Raw genomic sequence first — 18,739 nt, 5'->3', positions numbered from 1 at the left:
CTTATCTTTCGCCAGCGCTAATTACGCGTTGTCGCGTTCGCGGCGACGATCGCCACGGTCGCGTTCGCGGCTTGCCGGGCCCTGTGCGTCGCCTTCCAGCGCGCGGCGTTCGGAAGCCATCGGATCGTGCTCAAGGATTTCGCCCTTGAAGATCCAGACCTTGATGCCGCAGATACCGAATGCGGTTTCGGCTTCAGCCGTACCGTAGTCGATGTCAGCGCGCAGGGTGTGCAGCGGAACGCGGCCTTCGCGGTACCATTCCGTACGAGCGATTTCTGCACCGCCGAGACGGCCTGCGCAGGTGATCTTGATGCCTTCGGCGCCAAGACGCATCGCGGACTGAACGGCGCGCTTCATGGCGCGGCGGAAAGCCACGCGGCGCTCGAGCTGCTGGGCGATCGACTGAGCAACGAGCGTTGCGTCGATTTCCGGCTTGCGCACTTCAACGATGTTGAGGTGCGTTTCGGAGTTCGTCATTTCCGACAGCTTCTTGCGGAGCTTGTCGATGTCGGCGCCCTTGCGGCCGATGATCAGGCCCGGACGGGCCGAGTGGATCGTGACGCGGCACTTCTTGTGCGGACGCTCGATGACCACCTTGGAGATACCGGCCTGCTTCAGTTCGCTCATGACGAACTTACGCATCTTCAGGTCTTCGTGCAGGAGCTGACCGTATTCGGCATTGTCCGCAAACCAGCGGCTATCCCAGGTACGGTTGATGCCAAGACGGAAACCAATCGGATTGATTTTCTGACCCATTATGCGGCCTCCTCTTGTGCCTGCACTTCACGAACGACGATCGTCAGGTGAGCGAACGGACGTTCGATGCGCGATGCGCGGCCACGGCCACGAGCGTGGAAGCGCTTCATGACAATCGACTTGCCGACATAGGCCTCGGCGACGACGAGAGCGTCGACGTCGAGGTCATGGTTGTTCTCGGCGTTGGCGATCGCAGATTCGAGCGTCTTCTTGACGGCGCCTGCGATGCGCTTGCGGGAGAATTCCAGCTCAGCGAGTGCACGCTCGACCTTCTTGCCGCGGATGGCCGCAGCAACCAGGTTGAGCTTCTGTGGGCTGACGCGGAGCGTACGGGCGACTGCTTGCGCCTCGTTGTCCTTCAGCCGGCGTTCGGCTTTAGCCTTACCCATCGTTACTTCCTCTTTGCCTTCTTGTCCGCGCCGTGACCGTAATAGGTACGGGTCGGAGAGAATTCACCGAATTTGTGACCGACCATGTCTTCATTGACACTGACCGGAACATGCTTGCTGCCGTTGTAGACGCCGAAGGTGAGACCAACGAACTGCGGCAGGATCGTGGAGCGACGGCTCCAGATCTTGATTACTTCTGCACGTCCGCCTTCACGAACCTTCTCAGCCTTCTTGAGAAGATAGCCGTCAACAAACGGACCTTTCCATACTGAACGAGCCATTGAGGACTTCCTCTCTTACTTCTTACGCTGATGACGCGAGCGCATGATCATCTTGTCGGTCGACTTGTTCGACCGGGTGCGCTTGCCCTTGGTCGGCTTGCCCCACGGAGAAACCGGGTGACGACCACCAGAGGTGCGGCCTTCACCACCGCCGTGCGGATGGTCGACCGGGTTCATGACGACGCCGCGGTTATGCGGACGCTTGCCGCGCCAAACAGTACGACCGGCCTTGCCGTCGTTGATGTTGGCATGGTCAGGGTTCGACACCGCACCGATCGCAGCAAGGCAGGTGCCATGCACGAGGCGCTGTTCGCCCGAGTTCAGGCGAAGGATAGCCATGCCCTGGTCACGGCCGACGAGCTGCGCGTAGGAACCGGCAGAGCGGGCAATCTGACCGCCCTTGCCCGGCTTCATTTCCACGTTGTGGATGATGGAGCCGACCGGGATGTACTGCAGCGGCATCGTGTTGCCGGGCTTGACGTCGACAGCCTTGTCGGAAGCGATGACCTTGTCGCCGGCAGCGAGACGCTGCGGAGCGAGGATGTAGGCCTGTTCGCCGTCGGAGTAGCGGACGAGCGCGATGTAAGCCGTGCGGTTCGGGTCGTATTCGATACGCTCAACGGTGCCTTCGACGTCGAACTTGCGACGCTTGAAGTCGATGATGCGATACGTACGCTTGTGACCGCCGCCGATGAAGCGGGCCGTGATGCGGCCGAGGTTGTTACGACCGCCGCTCTTGGTCAGACCTTCCGTCAGCGACTTGACCGGCTTGCCCTTATAGAGGCCCGAACGGTCGACGATGACCAGCTGGCGCTGGCTCGGGGTCGTCGGATTGAATGTTTTCAATGCCATTTTTTTATCCTCAGAGACCGGTGGAGACGTCGATCGTCTGGCCTTCGGCCAACGTCACGACAGCCTTCTTCACGTCCTGCTGCTTGCCGACAAAACCGCGGAAACGCCGGGTCTTGCCCTTGCGCAGCAGAGTGTTGACGGCGGTAACCTTGACGCCGAAGAGCGCCTCGACTGCAGCCTTGATTTCCGGCTTAGTCGCCTTCTTGGCGACATTGAAAACAACCTGGTTGTTTTCCGATACCAGCGTGGACTTTTCGGTGATCGCAGGAGAAACGATCACATCGTAGTGGCGGAGATCGGTCACTTGAATCGCTCCTCTAGCGCTTCAACGGCAGCCTTGGAAAGCACGAGCTTGCCGCGGCGGACGATGTCGTAAACGTTGATGCCCTGGATCGGCAGAACATCGATGTTCGGGATGTTCTGTGCAGCGAGCTTGAAGTTACCGTCGAGCTCGGCGCCGCCGATGAAGAGGGCATTGGTGAGGCCCAGCGTTGCGAATACGCCGGCCAGAGCCTTCGTCTTTGCTTCGTTGGCGACCAGATCATCGATGATGATCAGTTCGTCTGCCTTGATCTTGGCAGACAGCGCATGACGCAGGCCAAGTGCACGAACCTTCTTGGGAAGGTCGTGTTCGTGGCTGCGAGCAACCGGGCCGTGAGCCTTACCACCGCCGCGGAACTGCGGAGCACGAGCCGAATGGTGACGAGCGCGGCCCGTACCCTTCTGCTTGTACATCTTGGCGCCAGTGCGCCAGACGTCTGCGCGGCCCTTTGCCTGGTGCGTGCCCTGCTGCTTCTTGGCAAGCTGCCAGCGGATAACGCGGGCGAGAATATCTTCGCGGGGCTCAAGGCCGAAAATCGCTTCCGAAAGGGAAACCTTCCCAGCGTCTTTTCCCTCGAGGGTCTTGACGTTCAATTCCATTGGTCTGGCTCCCTTACTTCGCTGCCGACTTGACGGCGTCGCGCACGATGATCCAGGCACCCTTGGAACCGGGTACTGCACCCTTAATCAGGATCAGACCGCGATCTTCATCGGTCGAAACCACTTCAAGGTTCTGCGTCGTCACGCGCGTCTGGCCCATGTGACCAGCCATCTTCTTGTTCTTGAAAACCTTGCCCGGATCCTGGCGCGAACCCGTCGAACCATGCGAGCGGTGCGAAACGGACACACCGTGCGTGGCGCGGAGACCGCCGAAACCGTGGCGCTTCATAGCGCCGGCAAAGCCCTTACCAATCGTCGTGCCGGTGACATCGACGAGCTGGCCAGCGGCAAAGTGACCAGCCTTGAGCTCGGTACCAACATCAAGCAGATGGTCTTCCGAAACGCGGAATTCCTGAAGCTTGGCCTTGGGCTCAACGTTAGCGACGGCAAAGTTGCCGCGCATGGCCTTGGACGTGTTCTTGACCTTAGCCTGGCCAGCACCGAGCTGAAGCGCGGTATAGCCATTCTTTTCTACGGTGCGCTGGGCTACGACCTGGCAGCCTTCCAAACGCAGTACCGTTACCGGGACATGCTCGCCGGCGTCGTTGTAGACGCGGGTCATTCCCACCTTCTGTGCAATTACACCTGAACGCATCGGTTCAATCCTTCCAACTCAGCTCGAGCAAGCTCAGAGCTTGATCTCAACATCGACACCTGCGGCGAGATCGAGCTTCATCAGCGCGTCTACCGTCTGCGGGGTCGGATCTACGATGTCGAGCAGGCGCTTATGCGTGCGCATCTCGAACTGTTCGCGACTCTTCTTGTCGATGTGCGGGGACCGGTTGACCGTAAACTTCTCGATGCGGGTCGGAAGCGGAACGGGGCCCCGGACGCTAGCACCGGTGCGCTTCGCCGTCGACACGATCTCGCGCGTGGAAGCATCGAGAATCCGGTGATCGAACGCCTTCAGGCGAATGCGGATATTTTGGCCGTTCATTCGACGTTATCCTTGTGTTTGTTTTTCCACATGTCTTTAGGCAAGACACGGGTTGTTCTTTCTTCCTAAGGCGGACCACCGGTTTCAAAGATCGAGAGAGACGCCTGTTACGGCACCCCTATCCACTCTTCAGGGCCTTTTGACCCACCTTATTGTTTGTTTAGTCGCCGCTTCGTCATCCAAAGCGTTACGCAAATCGCGCTCGCGCGCCATTTGCAACATTTCTGTGTAATAAGCAAGCGGCTTGCGCCGCCTGCATCATAATAATGTCATCGAATCGGCTGCCCCACCGGAGCAACCGAATGAATTACTCGATGATCGAAGCAACGATGCCTGCACCGACGGTGCGGCCGCCTTCGCGGATAGCGAAGCGAAGCTTTTCTTCCATCGCGATCGGAACGATCAGCTCGACGTCAACGGTGACGTTGTCGCCAGGCATAACCATTTCCGTGCCTTCCGGAAGCGTGACGATGCCGGTCACGTCCGTCGTGCGGAAGTAGAACTGCGGACGGTAGTTCGTGAAGAACGGCGTATGACGGCCGCCTTCTTCCTTCGTCAGGATGTAGGCTTCAGCCTTGAACTTCTTGTGCGGCTTGACAGAGCCCGGCTTGCACAGGATCTGGCCACGCTCGACGCCGTCACGGTTCACACCGCGAACCAGAGCGCCGATGTTGTCGCCAGCCTGGCCCTGGTCGAGCAGCTTGCGGAACATTTCAACGCCGGTAACCGTCGTCTTCGAGGTCGGGCGAATGCCGACGATTTCGACTTCTTCGCCAACCTTGACGATACCACGCTCGACGCGGCCGGTCACAACCGTACCACGGCCAGAGATCGAGAACACGTCTTCGATCGGCATCAGGAACGGCTGGTCGATCGGACGCTCAGGCGTCGGGATGTAGGCGTCAACTGCAGCCATCAGCTCGCGGATCGCGTCTTCACCGATCTTCTTGTCAGAATCTTCAAGAGCAGCAAGAGCCGAACCCTTGACCACCGGGATGTCGTCGCCCGGGAAGTCGTAGGACGACAGAAGTTCGCGAACTTCCAGCTCGACGAGCTCGAGAAGCTCGGCGTCGTCAACCTGGTCGACCTTGTTGAGAAACACGACGATTGCCGGAACGCCAACCTGGCGGGCGAGCAGGATGTGCTCGCGCGTCTGCGGCATCGGGCCGTCAGCGGCAGAGCAGACCAGGATCGCGCCGTCCATCTGCGCAGCACCGGTGATCATGTTCTTGACATAGTCAGCGTGGCCGGGGCAGTCGACGTGCGCGTAGTGGCGGGCCGGCGTCTCGTATTCGACGTGAGCCGTCGAAATGGTGATGCCGCGTGCCTTTTCTTCCGGGGCAGCGTCGATCTGGTCATACGCCTTGAATTCACCGAAATACTTCGTGATCGCTGCCGTCAGAGACGTCTTGCCGTGGTCAACGTGGCCGATCGTGCCAATGTTGACGTGCGGCTTGTTGCGCTCAAACTTACTCTTTGCCATTTTCGGCTCTCCATTCTTTGGCCCCGAGGGACGCTAATTCTTGTTATCGGTCAATTGGTATTCCGGTCACTTCTGACCGGAATACTTTGCCTGGATTTCGGTTGCGACGTTCGACGGGACCGGCGAGTAATGATCGAAGGTCATCGTGTACTGAGCACGACCCTGCGACATGGAGCGCAGGTTATCGACGTACTTGAACATGTTAGCCAGCGGGACGTTGGCGTTGATGACAACGGCCACACCGCGGCTTTCCTGACCCTGGATCTGACCACGGCGGGAGTTGAGGTCGCCGATAACGTCGCCGACGTAATCTTCCGGGGTAACGACTTCGACCTTCATCATCGGCTCGAGGAGCTGAGCGCCGGCCTTCTTTGCCGCTTCACGGAAGCAAGCGCGGGAAGCGATTTCGAACGCCAGGACAGAGGAGTCGACGTCATGGAAGGCGCCGTCGATGAGCGTCGCCTTGACGCCCAGCATCGGGAAGCCTGCCAGCGGGCCGGAAGACAGAACGCTTTCGATACCCTTCTGAACGCCCGGGATGTATTCCTTCGGAACAGCACCGCCGACGATCTTGGATTCGAACTTGAAGTCTTCACCATCCGGGTTCGGTTCGAAGACGATCTTGACGCGCGCGAACTGGCCGGTACCACCGGACTGCTTCTTGTGCGTGTAGTCTTCTTCGTGCTGGCGCGTGATGGTTTCGCGGTAAGCAACCTGCGGCGCGCCGACGTTTGCTTCAACCTTGAACTCACGACGCATGCGGTCGACGATGATGTCGAGATGCAGTTCGCCCATGCCGGCAATGATCGTCTGACCGGATTCCTGATCCGTCTTCACGCGGAAGGACGGATCTTCTGCTGCCAGGCGGTTGAGCGCGAGGCCCATCTTTTCCTGGTCGCCCTTGGACTTCGGCTCGATAGCGATCTGGATGACCGGCTCCGGGAACTCCATGCGCTCAAGGATAACCGGCTTCAACGGGTCGCAGAGCGTGTCACCCGTGGTGGTTTCCTTGAGACCTGCGAGAGCAACGATGTCGCCTGCAAAGGCTTCTTCGATGTCTTCGCGCGAGTTGGAGTGCATCTGCAACATGCGGCCGACGCGCTCGCGCTTGTCCTTGACCGTGTTCATGACCGACGAGCCCTTTTCCAGCTTGCCGGAGTAGATGCGTGCGAAGGTGAGCGAACCGACGAAGGGGTCGTTCATGATCTTGAATGCGAGCATGGACAGCGGCTCGGCATCATCTGCATGACGCTCGATTTCGGCTTCGGTCTTGAAGTCGATGCCCTTGATCGCCGGAATATCAAGCGGCGACGGCAGGTAATCGACAACGGCGTCGAGCAGCGGCTGGACGCCCTTGTTCTTGAAGGCGGTGCCGCAGAACATGGGGTGGAACTTGACGTCGATCGTGCCGCGACGAACGAGTTCGCGGATCTTGTCGTTGTCGGGCATGTTGCCTTCTAGGTAGGCTTCCATCGCGGCTTCGTCGATCTCGACAACGGTCTCGATCAGCTTTTCGCGATATTCTTCAGCCTTGGCTTTCATGTCGTCCGGAATTTCAACGACATCCCACTGAGCGCCGAGGGATTCGTCGCGCCAGATGAGAGCGTTCATCTCGACGAGGTCGATAACGCCCTTGAAGTCACTTTCAGCGCCGATCGGCAGCTGCATGACGACAGCGATCGCACCCAGACGGGTCTTGATCATCTCGACCGAGCGGTAGAAGTCCGCGCCGGTCTTGTCCATCTTGTTGCAGAAGATCATGCGCGGAACGTTGTACTTCTCAGCCTGACGCCAGACGGTTTCCGTCTGCGGCTCGACACCGGCGTTGGCATCGAGCAGCGCGATGGCGCCGTCGAGAACGCGAAGCGAACGCTCGACTTCAATGGTGAAGTCGACGTGGCCGGGGGTGTCGATGATGTTGAAGCGGCGCATTTTGCCGTCACGGCCCTTCCAGTAGGTCGTGGTGGCAGCGGAGGTGATCGTGATGCCACGCTCCTGCTCCTGCTCCATCCAGTCCATCGTGGCTGCGCCATCGTGGACTTCGCCGATCTTGTGCGACTTGCCGGTGTAATAAAGGATACGCTCGGTGGTCGTGGTCTTGCCGGCGTCGATATGCGCCATGATACCGAAATTGCGGTAGTCTTCGATCTTATATTCGCGAGCCATAATGGACTGCCTTTCGATATCGTTCGGGATTACCAGCGATAATGCGAGAACGCGCGGTTGGCATCAGCCATCTTGTGCGTGTCTTCGCGCTTCTTGACTGCAGAACCGCGGTTGTTGGATGCGTCGAGAAGTTCGCCCGAAAGACGATCGATCATGGTGGTTTCGTTGCGCTTGCGAGCGGCAGCGATCAGCCAGCGAATGGCAAGAGCCTGACGGCGCTCCGGACGAACATCGACCGGAACCTGATAGGTCGCACCACCGACGCGGCGCGAACGGACTTCAACGTGCGGAGCGATATTGTCGAGCGCGGAATGGAAAACCGTGAGCGGCTCCTGCTTCGACTTGCCCTGCACGGAGTCAAACGCGCCGTATACGATGCTTTCAGCGACGGACTTCTTGCCGTCGAGCATGATGGCGTTCATGAACTTCGTGACAACGAGGTCACCGAACTTCGGGTCCGGATTGATCTCGCGCTTTTCTGCTTTATGGCGTCTGGACATACTTCTCGTCTCTTTAACCGTTAAGGCGCTCTACCACGCGGAGGACTTCGCGCAGCGCCGGGATTTCACTTTCAAGCCTTTCCGGGCGATATCGCCCGGGGCGAAATTACTTCGGACGCTTCGCACCGTACTTGGAACGGCGCTGCTTGCGGTTCTTGACACCCTGAGTATCGAGAACGCCGCGGATGATGTGGTAACGGACGCCCGGAAGGTCCTTTACGCGGCCGCCACGGATCATGACGACAGAGTGTTCCTGAAGGTTGTGGCCTTCACCGGGGATGTAACCAATGACTTCGAAGCCGTTGGTGAGGCGGATCTTTGCGACCTTACGCAGAGCCGAGTTCGGCTTCTTCGGCGTCGTAGTGTAGACGCGGGTGCAAACGCCGCGCTTCTGCGGGTTCTCCTGGAGAGCGGGAACCTTATTACGCTTTACGTTCGCCTGGCGAGGCTTGCGGATCAGCTGGTTTACGGTAGGCATTCAACCATCCCTTACGTTTGTCTCAGTACCCTTGCGGGCTCGAACTTCGCCGTTTCCGGCATTGCCACACATATTTCCCTCAATGCGCAAAATATGGCCCGATCCGCTTCCGCAGATGGACCACATAGAGCAGAGGACGCAAAAAAGATGCGTCATGCGTGCAGCATCATGACTTCAACGTGCGTATAGAACCTTGTTTGAGGCGATCTTCAGGACGCGTCGTCCCAAACAGCCAAACCTCACATTGGATCTGATGGCGGGCGTACTACTGGTTTCCACCCTGTTCGTCAAGGCCGGTTAAGAAATAATCTCCGCGCCGACGGCATGAAAACCCCTGTGAACAGGCTGTTTACAGGCTCTTTAAGCCGGTTAAAGATACCCGGCAAGATAAACTTGGGCATTGCAGCAAAAACAGATAGGAATCGGTATTTGCAGACATGAAGCCCTTATATGGGATCTGCATATTGCGATTCTCAGAGAGCCGAAGGACAAGAAGATGATCGGGACACCGGACAACGACAACAATTTCGACGGACCGATGATCTTCATCATCATCGGCAAGGGCTATGAATCCGACACGAGCGAGGGCGTTGACCTGCACGTCATGCTGAAGGCCGCCGATGACGATAGCGCCGTGCGCGAAGCATTAAACGCCCTTGCCGAGGAAGGCTTCATCGAAGCCGATCTCGACCAGATCGGCATGTTGACCGAAGTTCCCTCCGATGAACCGCATGCCTCTGCCTATCAGGGTGCCCTGGACGGTGAAGTCTCGATCATCCGCTTCAGCTAAGCCCATATATGCTTCAGCTAAGCCTATATATAAAGAATAGAGCCTGCGCGTCGGTGCAGGCTGAGTCCTCCTCCCTCACCCTCTTCATTTTGCCGATATTAACGAGGTAGCGAGCGAGCGGCGGTTCCCGCGATAGCGTCGCCAGTGGCCTCAGCAAGTTCGACACCCGCCTCTTGCACACATCAAACTGCACACCGCGGTGGCAGTTCGTCTGCGTTCAGGCATCTTCTGCCGACCCTTCGATATCGACCTCCGTTCGAGGTGGCCGGCGGCTTCGTTTGCCGGCATCAACCTTCCCGACACGGTATTTGCGAGACCGAAACTCCCGACGGTCCGAGTATCTGCACGCATTGCGATCGTCAGTAACTCGGCTGAGCAACGCAGGATGAATGGAAGCATCGCCGTTTGCTTTGGGTCCTGCGTTCTGCCGCCATCGGGACAACAGCGCGACAACGATCTCCCAACGACCTTCCGGACAAAGAAAAACCGCCCGGATTTCTCCGGGCGATTTTGGATTCTGGATGTCTCGAACTGGCGATTACTCGGCAGCAGGAGCGCTTTCGTTCGCCAGGTCCTGCAGCATCGGCGTTGCGGCCCCTGCCCCGGAGCCCTTGCGGCGCTCTTCCAGTATCAGGTCGTCGCGAGCCGTCGCAATGCGGCGGATCTGGGTCATGGTGCCACCGGTACCCGCCGGGATCAGGCGGCCGACGATGACGTTTTCCTTCAGACCCTGCAGACCGTCGGTCTTGCCGGCGATCGCAGCTTCCGTCAGCACCTTGGTCGTTTCCTGGAAGGAAGCGGCCGAGATGAAGGACGGCGTCTGCAGCGATGCCTTGGTGATGCCGAGCAGAACCGGATCACCGCTGGCAGGCCTCTTGCCTTCCTCGATGAGGTGGTCGTTGACGTCTTCCAGCTCGATACGGTCGACATTGTCGCCGACGATATAGGTCGAGTCGCCTGCATCGGTGATTTCCACCTTCTGCAGCATCTGACGGACAATCACTTCGATGTGCTTGTCGTTGATGACCACGCCCTGCAGACGATAGACTTCCTGGATTTCGTTGACGAGGTAGGAAGCCAGAGCCTCCACGCCCTTGATCGCCAGGATGTCGTGCGGAGCCGGGTTACCGTCGAGGATGTAGTCACCCTTTTCTATATAGTCGCCTTCCTGAAGGTGGAAGGGCTTGCCCTTCGGGATCAGGTATTCGACCGGCTCGACACCGTCTTCCGCCGGCTCGATGATGACGCGGCGCTTGTTCTTGTAATCGCGGCCGAGGCGGATCGTACCATCGATCTCTGCGATGATGGCGTGGTCCTTCGGACGACGGGCTTCGAACAATTCTGCGACGCGCGGCAGACCACCGGTGATGTCCTTGGTCTTGGCGCTTTCCAGCGGCGAGCGGGCAAGAACGTCACCCTGGGAGACCTTCGTGCCCGGCTCGACCGACAGGATCGCGTCGACCGAAAGCAGGAAGCGGGCTTCGCCGCCACGGGAGAGCTTCGCGACATTGCCGCTTGCGTCCTTGATGACGATGGCAGGCTTCAAGTCCGAACCGCGCGGGGTCGAACGCCAGTCGATAACCTGACGCTTGGTGATACCCGTGGATTCGTCGGTCGCTTCGAGAACGGAGAGGCCGTCGACGACATCTTCGAACTGAACCGTACCGGCTACTTCCGTCATCATCGGACGGGTGTAGGGATCCCACTCCGCCAGACGCTGACCGCGCTTGACCTTGTCACCTTCATCGACATGCAGCTTCGAACCGTAGGCAACACGCTGCGAGGAACGCTCCACGCCACGCTCGTCCAGGATCTGGACGGTCATGTTACGGCCCATGGCAACGAGATTGCCATCGGAGTTGCGCAGGATGTTGCGGTTCTTGATCTGCACCGTACCTTCATACGAGGCTTCCAGGAACGACTGGTCGACCACGGTTGCCGTGCCACCAAGGTGGAACGTACGCATGGTGAGCTGCGTGCCCGGCTCGCCGATCGACTGGGCGGCGATAACGCCGACGGCTTCGCCCATGTTAACAGGCGTACCGCGCGCGAGGTCGCGGCCGTAGCAAACCGAGCAGACGCCCGTCTGGATTTCGCAGGTCAGCGCCGAACGAATACGGATCGACTGGATACCAGCCTTCTCGATCTCGACGACGTCGGGCTCGAGGATCATCTTGCCGGCATCGACGATACGCTCGCCGGTAACCGGATGGTCGATGTTGTCGAGGGCCGTACGGCCGAGGATACGGACACCGATCGAGGCAACGACCTGACCGGCATCGACGATGGCGGTCATGGTGAGGCCGGTTTCGGTACCGCAATCGACGTGCGTGACGATGCAATCCTGCGCGACGTCGACAAGACGGCGGGTCAGGTAACCGGAGTTTGCGGTCTTCAAGGCGGTGTCTGCCAGACCCTTACGGGCACCGTGCGTCGAGTTGAAGTACTCGTTGACGGTCAGGCCTTCCTTGAAGTTCGAGATGATCGGCGTCTCGATGATTTCACCCGACGGCTTGGCCATGAGGCCGCGCATGCCGCCCAGCTGACGCATCTGGTTCGGAGAACCACGAGCGCCCGAGTGGGACATCATGTAGATCGAGTTCATCGGCTTCTGACGACCAGTCGCCGGATCGAACTCGACAGCCTTAATGCGGGCCATCATCTCTTCGGCGACCTTTTCGGTAGCCTTACCCCAGGCGTCGACAACCTTGTTGTACTTTTCGCCCTGGGTGATGAGACCGTCGTTGTACTGCTGTTCGTATTCCTTCACCAGGTTTTCGGTGTCGTTGACGATCTTGGCCTTGGTGTCCGGGATGACCATGTCGTCCTTGCCGAACGAAATGCCGGCGCGGCAGGCATGGCTGAAGCCGAGCTGCATGATGCGGTCACAGAAGATGACCGTGTCCTTCTGGCCGCAATGACGGTAGACCGCGTCGATCATCCTGGAGATGTTCTTCTTGGTCATTTCCTGGTTGCAGATATCGAAGGTCACCTTGCCGTTCTTCGGCAGGAGTTCACCGATGAGCAGGCGGCCCGGCGTCGTTTCATAGATCTTCGAGTAGGGCTTGCCGTCCTCGCCGATCGACTTGAAGCGGCCGCGAATCTTGGTGTGCAGCGTCACGACCTTGGTTTCGAGGGCGTGGTGCAGCTCGCCGAGATCGGAGAAGGCCATGCCTTCGCCCGGCTCGTTCTGGTTCATGATCGACAGGTAGTACAGGCCGAGAACCATGTCCTGCGACGGAACGATGATCGGTGCACCGTTTGCCGGGTGCAGGATGTTGTTCGTCGACATCATCAGAACGCGAGCTTCGAGCTGGGCTTCGAGCGACAGCGGCACGTGAACAGCCATCTGGTCACCGTCGAAGTCGGCGTTGAAGGCCGTGCAGACGAGCGGGTGCAACTGGATGGCCTTGCCTTCGACCAGGGTGGGTTCGAAGGCCTGGATGCCCAGGCGGTGCAGCGTCGGTGCGCGGTTCAGCAGAACCGGATGCTCGCGGATGACCTCGTCGAGGATATCCCAGACTTCCGGCTTTTCCTTTTCGACGAGCTTCTTGGCCTGCTTGACGGTCGAAGAATAACCCTTCGCGTCGAGGCGGGCGTAGATGAACGGCTTGAAGAGCTCGAGCGCCATCTTCTTCGGAAGACCGCACTGATGCAGCTTCAGTTCCGGACCGGTCACGATGACCGAACGGCCGGAATAGTCGACGCGCTTGCCGAGCAGGTTCTGACGGAAGCGGCCCTGCTTGCCCTTGAGCATGTCGGACAGCGACTTCAGCGGACGCTTGTTGGCGCCGGTGATGACGCGGCCGCGACGGCCGTTATCGAAGAGCGCATCGACAGATTCCTGCAGCATGCGCTTTTCGTTACGGATGATGATGCCCGGAGCGCGCAGTTCGATCAGGCGCTTCAGACGGTTGTTACGGTTGATGACGCGGCGGTACAGATCGTTCAGGTCAGACGTCGCGAAACGACCACCGTCCAGAGGAACCAGCGGGCGCAGGTCCGGCGGGATTACCGGAACGACCTTCATGATCATCCATTCCGGACGGTTGCCGGATTCCATGAAGTTCTCGACGATCTTCAGGCGCTTCATCAGCTTCTTCTGCTTGAGGTCCGAAGTGGTATCGGCAAGCTCGGAGCGCAGGTCGCCAGCGATCTTTTCAAGGTTCATCGACGCCAGCATCTCATAGATGGCTTCGGCACCGATCATGGCCGTGAACTGGTCTTCACCATATTCGTCGACGGCAAGCATGTACTCTTCTTCGGACAGGAGCTGGTGCTCCTTGAGCGCGGTGAGACCCGGCTCGGTCACAATGTAGTTTTCGAAATAGAGGACGCGCTCGACATCCTTGAGCGTCATGTCGAGCAGCGTGGAGATGCGGCTCGGCAGCGACTTCAGGAACCAGATATGGGCAACGGGAGCGGCGAGCTCGATATGGCCCATGCGCTCACGGCGAACGCGCGACAGCGTGACTTCCACGCCGCACTTTTCGCAGATGATGCCCTTGTACTTCATGCGCTTGTACTTGCCGCACAGGCACTCGTAGTCCTTGATCGGTCCGAAGATGCGCGCGCAGAAGAGACCGTCGCGTTCCGGCTTGAACGTGCGGTAGTTGATGGTTTCCGGCTTCTTGATCTCGCCGTAGGACCAGGAAAGAATCTTCTCCGGAGAGGCGATCGAAATCCGGATGGAATCGAAGTTCTGTGCAGGCACCTGCGGATTGAAAAGATTCATGACCTCTTGGTTCATGCCTGTCTCCTTCATGGGCGAAAGCGCCCTTAGCTTGCGAGGTTGGCGGCAAATTCCCGGGAGCCGCGCCAGCGCTTAAACGACAATAACCGCAGAATGCGGCGAAAGCGTCCCTGCCCGGCCAACACGTTACGGGGCCTCGGCGGGAACTGTGTGCGCTCTTTTGAAGAGCGCACACCCTATCAAGTGGTTACTCGGCTGCGTCCGGCAGCTGGCCTGCAGCCTGCAGGTCCTCGACCTTGGAATTTTCGAGCTCGACCGAGAGACCCAGCGAGCGCATTTCCTTGACGAGAACGTTGAAGCTTTCCGGAATGCCGGCCTCGAACGTGTCGTCGCCACGGACGATCGCTTCGTAGACCTTGGTGCGGCCGGCAACGTCGTCCGACTTCACCGTCAGCATTTCCTGCAGCGTGTAGGCTGCGCCGTAAGCTTCGAGCGCCCAGACCTCCATTTCGCCGAAGCGCTGGCCGCCGAACTGCGCCTTGCCGCCCAGCGGCTGCTGGGTAACGAGCGAGTACGGGCCGATCGAACGAGCGTGGATCTTGTCGTCGACCAGGTGGTTGAGCTTCAGCATGTAGATGTAGCCAACCGTGACCTGGCGGTCGAACTGCTCGCCGGTACGACCGTCGTACAGCGTCGACTGACCTGTGTCCTTGAGACCTGCAAGGCGCAGCATCTCATTGACGTTCTCTTCGTTCGCACCGTCGAAGACCGGGGTCGCGATGGAGACGCCACGCTTCCACTGATCGGCCAGACGCAGGACCGAGTCATCGTCGAAATCCTTGACCTGTTCGGCCTTCGGACCGTCACCGACAACGTCGCCGATCGTCTTGCGCAGCGGTTCGATGTTGCCGTTGGCCTTGTAGGCCTCCAGCATATCGCCGATCTGACGACCCATGCCGGCGCAAGCCCAGCCAAGGTGCGTCTCAAGGATCTGGCCGACGTTCATGCGCGAGGGCACGCCGAGCGGGTTCAGAACGACGTCCACATGCGTACCGTCTTCCAGGAACGGCATGTCTTCGACCGGCACGATGCGCGACACGACACCCTTGTTGCCGTGACGACCGGCCATCTTGTCGCCCGGCTGGATCTTGCGCTTAACAGCGACGAAGACCTTGACCATCTTCATGACGCCCGGAGGCATTTCGTCGCCGCGCTGGACCTTTTCGACCTTGTCCATGAAGCGCTGTTCAAGGCGCGACTTGGATTCATCGTACTGGCCGCGGAGTGCTTCGAGCTCGCTCTGGACCTTTTCGTCTTCGACGGCGAACATCCACCACTGCGAGCGGGGATATTCGGAAACGACGGCATTCGACAGCTCGGTGCCCTTCTTGAAGCCCTTCGGGCCTGCAATGGAGGACTGGCCGCGCAGCATGTCGATCAGACGGCCGTAGACGTTACGGTCGAGGATCGCCTGCTCGTCGTCGCGGTCCTTTGCCAGACGCTCGATCTCTTCGCGCTCGATAGCCATCGCGCGCTCGTCCTTTTCAACGCCGTGGCGGTTGAAGACGCGCACTTCGACGATCGTGCCGTAGGTGCCGGGCGGCATGCGCATGGACGTATCGCGGACGTCGGATGCCTTTTCACCGAAGATGGCGCGCAGGAGCTTTTCTTCCGGCGTCATCGGGCTTTCGCCCTTCGGCGTGATCTTGCCGACCAGGATATCGCCCGGCTGAACTTCGGCGCCGATATAGACGATGCCGGCTTCGTCGAGGTTCTTCAGCGCTTCTTCCGAAACGTTCGGAATGTCGCGGGTGATTTCCTCAGGACCAAGCTTGGTGTCGCGCGCCATCACTTCGAATTCTTCGATGTGGATGGAGGTGAACACGTCGTCGGCAACGATGCGCTCGGAGAGCAGGATCGAGTCTTCGTAGTTGTAGCCGTTCCAGGGCATGAACGCGACGAGCGCGTTGCGGCCGAGAGCCAGGTCGCCGAGATCGGTCGACGGGCCGTCGGCGAGGATGTCGCCGCGGTTGACCTCGTCACCGACGGTGACCAGCGGACGCTGGTTGACGCAGGTGTTCTGGTTCGAACGCTGGAACTTCTGCAGGCGGTAGATATCGACGCCGGACTTGCCGGCTTCGAGGTCTTCCGTGGCGCGGATAACGATACGCGTCGCATCGACCTGGTCGACCACACCGCCGCGGCGTGCACCGATGGCGGCGCCAGAGTCGCGGGCGACGACCGGCTCCATGCCGGTACCGACGAACGGCGCTTCAGCGCGCAGAAGCGGAACGGCCTGACGCTGCATGTTCGAGCCCATAAGAGCGCGGTTGGCGTCGTCGTTTTCCAGGAACGGGATGAGGGCGGCTGCGACCGAAACGACCTGCTTCGGCGAAACGTCCATCAGGTTCATGCTGTCGCGCGGCGCGAGCATAACTTCGCCGGCGTGACGGCAGACGACGAATTCATCGACGAAGGAACCGTCCGACGTCAGTTCGGCGTTGGCCTGGGCAACATAGTACTTCGCCTCTTCCATGGCGGAAAGGTATAGTACGTCAGTCGTGACCTTGCCATCGACGATACGACGGTACGGGCTTTCGATGAAACCGTACTTGTTGACGCGCGCAAAGGTCGCCAGCGAGTTGATCAGACCGATGTTCGGGCCTTCCGGCGTTTCGATCGGGCAAATACGGCCGTAGTGCGTCGGATGAACGTCGCGGACTTCGAAGCCGGCGCGCTCGCGGGTCAGACCACCCGGGCCAAGAGCCGAGAGACGGCGCTTGTGGGTGATTTCCGAGAGCGGGTTCACCTGGTCCATGAACTGCGAGAGCTGCGAGGAACCGAAGAATTCGCGGACGGCTGCAGCAGCCGGCTTGGCGTTGATCAGATCCTGCGGCATGACCGTATCGATTTCGATCGAGGACATGCGTTCCTTGATCGCGCGCTCCATGCGAAGCAGGCCGAGACGGTACTGGTTCTCCATCAGTTCGCCGACCGAGCGGACGCGGCGGTTGCCCAGGTTGTCGATGTCGTCGATCTCGCCCTTGCCGTCGCGTAGTTCGACAAGCATCCTGACCACGGCCAGGATGTCGTCCTTGCGCAGGATGCGGACGGTGTCTTCGACGCTGAGGTCAAGACGCATGTTCATCTTCACGCGGCCGACGGCGGAGAGGTCGTAACGCTCCGCATCGAAGAACAGCGAGTTGAACATGGCTTCGGCCGAATCCATCGTCGGCGGTTCACCCGGACGCATGACGCGGTAAATGTCGAACAGAGCGTCCTGACGGTTCTCGTTCTTGTCTGCGGTCAGCGTGTTGCGGATATAGGCGCCGACATTGATGTGATCGATGCCGAGAACCGGGATCTCGTCGAAATGGTTGGCGAGGATGATGCCGAGCGTCTTCTCGTCGATTTCGTCGCCGGCTTCGAGATAGATCTCACCCGTCGAGTAGTTGACGATGTCTTCGGCGAGGTAGTTGCCGTACAGATCGTCATCCGTCGCCTTGAGTGCCTTCAGGCCCTTGTCGGAGAGCGTGCGAAGCAGGCGTGGCGTGAGCTTCTTGCCGGCTTCAACAACGACTTCGCCGGTATCGGCGTCGACCATCTCGGTGATCGCCTTTGCACCCTTCAGCGTTTCCGGCTTGAAGGGAATGCGCCAGCCTTCACCGTCGCGCTTGTAGAGCGACTTCGTGTAGAAGGTGTCGAGGATTTCCTCGCCGTCCATGCCGAGGGCCATCAGCAGCGACGTCACCGGAATCTTGCGGCGGCGGTCGATACGGGCATAGACGATGTCCTTGGCGTCGAATTCGATATCGAGCCAGGAGCCGCGATACGGGATCACGCGCGCAGCAAAGAGCAGCTTGCCGGAAGAATGGCTCTTGCCCTTGTCGTGGTCGAAGAAGACGCCCGGCGAACGGTGCATCTGGGACACGATCACGCGCTCGGTGCCGTTGACGATGAACGTACCGTTATTCGTCATGAGCGGCATGTCGCCCATGTAGACGGACTGTTCCTTGATGTCCTTGATCGACTTCGCGCCGGTATCCTCGTCGATATCGAACACGATGAGACGGAGAGTAACCTTCAGCGGCGCGGCGTAGGTCAGGTCGCGCTGGCGGCATTCGTCGACGTCGAACTTCGGCGGTTCGAATTCATAGGACACGAACTCCAGCATGGAGGCGCCGGAGAAGTCGGTGATCGGGAAAACGGACTTGAAGACGGCCTGAAGGCCTTCGTCGGGACGACCGCCCTTGGGCTCTTCAACCATCAGAAACTGGTCGTAGGATGCCTTCTGAACCTCGATGAGGTTCGGCATTTCTGCGACTTCGGGGATTTTACCAAAAAACTTGCGTACGCGCCTGCGACCATTGAACGTAAGGGTCTGAGCCATCGTCGCTCCTTCAAAAATTGCATCCGGGCCTGCAACGGACGGG

At 59.4% G+C, this 18,739-nt stretch carries 15 protein-coding genes; 1 reads left to right on the top strand and 14 read right to left on the bottom strand.

Features of this window, described 5'->3' with window-relative positions:
- Window positions 1-21 precede the first annotated feature (21 nt).
- The 12 genes from rpsC to rpsL form a co-directional block, all read right to left on the bottom strand.
- Window positions 22-756 (bottom strand): 30S ribosomal protein S3, encoded by a 735-nt coding sequence (gene rpsC, locus J2X71_RS16215; RefSeq protein ID WP_007812868.1) that lies wholly within the window; start codon window positions 754-756, stop codon window positions 22-24.
- Window positions 756-1,145, bottom strand: coding sequence for a 50S ribosomal protein L22 (gene rplV, locus J2X71_RS16210; RefSeq protein WP_007812866.1), 390 nt, complete (start codon window positions 1,143-1,145; stop codon window positions 756-758). The genes rpsC and rplV overlap by 1 nt, the downstream gene beginning before the upstream one ends.
- 2 nt (window positions 1,146-1,147) lie before the next feature.
- Complete coding sequence (rpsS, locus tag J2X71_RS16205; RefSeq protein ID WP_007531666.1) at window positions 1,148-1,426, bottom strand: 30S ribosomal protein S19; 279 nt, start codon at window positions 1,424-1,426, stop codon at window positions 1,148-1,150.
- A gap of 15 nt (window positions 1,427-1,441) precedes the next feature.
- Window positions 1,442-2,278 (bottom strand): 50S ribosomal protein L2, encoded by an 837-nt coding sequence (gene rplB, locus J2X71_RS16200; protein ID WP_310382995.1) that lies wholly within the window; start codon window positions 2,276-2,278, stop codon window positions 1,442-1,444.
- A 10-nt stretch (window positions 2,279-2,288) separates the two neighbouring features.
- Window positions 2,289-2,582 carry a 50S ribosomal protein L23 gene (locus tag J2X71_RS16195; RefSeq protein WP_007812862.1) on the bottom strand — a complete coding sequence of 98 codons (294 nt, stop codon included), beginning with the start codon at window positions 2,580-2,582 and terminating at the stop codon, window positions 2,289-2,291.
- The gene (gene rplD, locus J2X71_RS16190; protein WP_007812861.1) at window positions 2,579-3,199 is read right to left on the bottom strand and encodes a 50S ribosomal protein L4; all 621 of its coding nucleotides are present in this window, start codon (window positions 3,197-3,199) and stop codon (window positions 2,579-2,581) included. The genes J2X71_RS16195 and rplD overlap by 4 nt, the downstream gene beginning before the upstream one ends.
- A gap of 13 nt (window positions 3,200-3,212) precedes the next feature.
- A complete protein-coding gene (gene rplC, locus J2X71_RS16185; RefSeq protein ID WP_007812859.1) occupies window positions 3,213-3,854 on the bottom strand; it encodes a 50S ribosomal protein L3 in 642 nt (213 codons plus the stop codon).
- A 33-nt stretch (window positions 3,855-3,887) separates the two neighbouring features.
- A complete protein-coding gene (gene rpsJ / locus J2X71_RS16180; protein WP_003547547.1) occupies window positions 3,888-4,196 on the bottom strand; it encodes a 30S ribosomal protein S10 in 309 nt (102 codons plus the stop codon).
- Window positions 4,197-4,503: 307 nt separating this feature from the next.
- Window positions 4,504-5,679 carry an elongation factor Tu gene (gene tuf, locus J2X71_RS16175; RefSeq protein ID WP_113323818.1) on the bottom strand — a complete coding sequence of 392 codons (1,176 nt, stop codon included), beginning with the start codon at window positions 5,677-5,679 and terminating at the stop codon, window positions 4,504-4,506.
- Window positions 5,680-5,745: 66 nt separating this feature from the next.
- The gene (fusA, locus tag J2X71_RS16170) at window positions 5,746-7,845 is read right to left on the bottom strand and encodes an elongation factor G (protein WP_113325479.1); all 2,100 of its coding nucleotides are present in this window, start codon (window positions 7,843-7,845) and stop codon (window positions 5,746-5,748) included.
- Between the two features lie 29 nt (window positions 7,846-7,874).
- Window positions 7,875-8,345, bottom strand: coding sequence for a 30S ribosomal protein S7 (rpsG, locus tag J2X71_RS16165; protein ID WP_007817128.1), 471 nt, complete (start codon window positions 8,343-8,345; stop codon window positions 7,875-7,877).
- Between the two features lie 106 nt (window positions 8,346-8,451).
- Entirely contained in the window at window positions 8,452-8,823 is a 372-nt protein-coding gene (gene rpsL / locus J2X71_RS16160; protein WP_003547537.1) for a 30S ribosomal protein S12, read from the bottom strand.
- 496 nt (window positions 8,824-9,319) lie between these two features.
- Here rpsL and J2X71_RS16155 point away from each other — a divergent pair, with 496 nt between their 5' ends.
- On the top strand, window positions 9,320-9,613 hold the full coding sequence (locus J2X71_RS16155) for a hypothetical protein (RefSeq protein WP_007817126.1): 294 nt from the start codon (window positions 9,320-9,322) through the stop codon (window positions 9,611-9,613).
- 538 nt (window positions 9,614-10,151) lie between these two features.
- Here J2X71_RS16155 and rpoC read toward each other — a convergent pair.
- Window positions 10,152-14,363: a DNA-directed RNA polymerase subunit beta' gene (rpoC, locus tag J2X71_RS16150; RefSeq protein WP_113325480.1), complete on the bottom strand. Its 4,212-nt coding sequence runs from the start codon at window positions 14,361-14,363 to the stop codon at window positions 10,152-10,154.
- A 190-nt stretch (window positions 14,364-14,553) separates the two neighbouring features.
- Entirely contained in the window at window positions 14,554-18,696 is a 4,143-nt protein-coding gene (rpoB, locus tag J2X71_RS16145; protein ID WP_310382994.1) for a DNA-directed RNA polymerase subunit beta, read from the bottom strand.
- Between the last annotated feature and the right edge of the window lie 43 nt (window positions 18,697-18,739).

This window comes from Rhizobium sp. 1399, assembly GCF_031455475.1.
In the GTDB taxonomy this organism is placed as follows: Bacteria; Pseudomonadota; Alphaproteobacteria; order Rhizobiales; family Rhizobiaceae; genus Rhizobium.
The sequence above is the reverse complement of the archived record's forward strand: the minus strand, read 5'-3'. Positions and strand labels throughout refer to the sequence as shown.